This window comes from Mesorhizobium sp. M0074 (genome assembly GCF_040322975.1).
Taxonomy (GTDB): Bacteria; Pseudomonadota; Alphaproteobacteria; order Rhizobiales; family Rhizobiaceae; genus Mesorhizobium.
In genome coordinates this window covers 1-1,040 of record NZ_JAMYUM010000081.1, presented here as the reverse complement: position 1 = coordinate 1,040, position 1,040 = coordinate 1, and the positions used below count along the sequence as shown (strand labels likewise).

At 60.7% G+C, this 1,040-nt stretch carries 1 protein-coding gene; it reads left to right on the top strand.

Annotated features, from left to right (window positions below):
• Nucleotides 1-230: 230 nt before the first annotated feature.
• The coding region (locus NKJ73_RS34045) for an IS110 family RNA-guided transposase (protein ID WP_352572760.1) at nucleotides 231-1,040 on the top strand (810 nt) is incomplete at its 3' end.

The following is a 1,040-nucleotide window of genomic DNA, read 5'->3' as shown; positions in this document are numbered from 1 at the left end:
ATGGATGAAGTCACAGGCGATGGCTATGCCGAATTGCTCGACGACGGCTCGATCGAGATCACATTCGCCTACCACAACGGCGACGGGGCCATCCTCAAGGCAATACGTCAGACTTCTTCAACAGATGGGGTGATTGGGGTCTCGCCCGAGCCAAATTGAGGGCGGCTGCTCCTGTCGAGATGTGAGAACGTGGTCGATGTAGATCGCCACAAACATCAGGAGGAGCAGCCATGAAGTATTTTGCCGGACTTGACGTGTCTTTGGAAGAGACCGCGATCTGTGTCGTCGACGAGAGCGGCCGGATCGTGAAGGAAGGGCGGGCGGCGAATGAGCCGAGGGCGCTTTATGAAGCCTTGCGGAAAATCGATCTGCCGCTGGAGCGCATCGGGCTCGAAGCCTGTTCGCTGACAGCCTGGCTTTATGACGGTATTCGCGCCGAAGGATTGCCGGCGATCTGCATCGAGACCCGGCAGGCCAACGCGGCGATGAAAACGATGCCGAACAAAACCGATCGCAACGACGCCCGCGCCTTGGCGCAGATCATGCGCACCGGCTGGTATCGGCAGGTGCATGTGAAGAGCCAGCAGTGTCGGCTCTGGCGATCCCTCCTCGTTGCGCGACGCACGGTCCTCAATGAAATGCGGACGATCGAAAATGTCGTCAGGGCGATTCTGCGGGAGGCCGGCATCAAGCTCGGCACTCCAGGCCGCGCAGCTTTCGCCCCTCGCGTGCGCGAACTGATTGGCGCAGATACGGTCATCATGGCGCTTGTCGAGCCGCTTCTGGCGATCGTGGCAACGATGTTGCGCGAGTTCGGGCGACTGACAAAGCAGGTCTTCAATATCGCCCGCAAGGAGCAAGTCTGCCGGCGCCTCATGTCCGTGCCCGGTGTGGGACCCATCACCGCGCTCGCCTTTCGTGCCACGGTCGATCAGCCGGACCGCTTTCGCCGATCGAGGGATGTCGGAGCGCATTTGGGTCTGACCCCGGCACGCTATCAATCTGGCGAGACGGACATTCAGGGCAAGGTAAGCCGATGC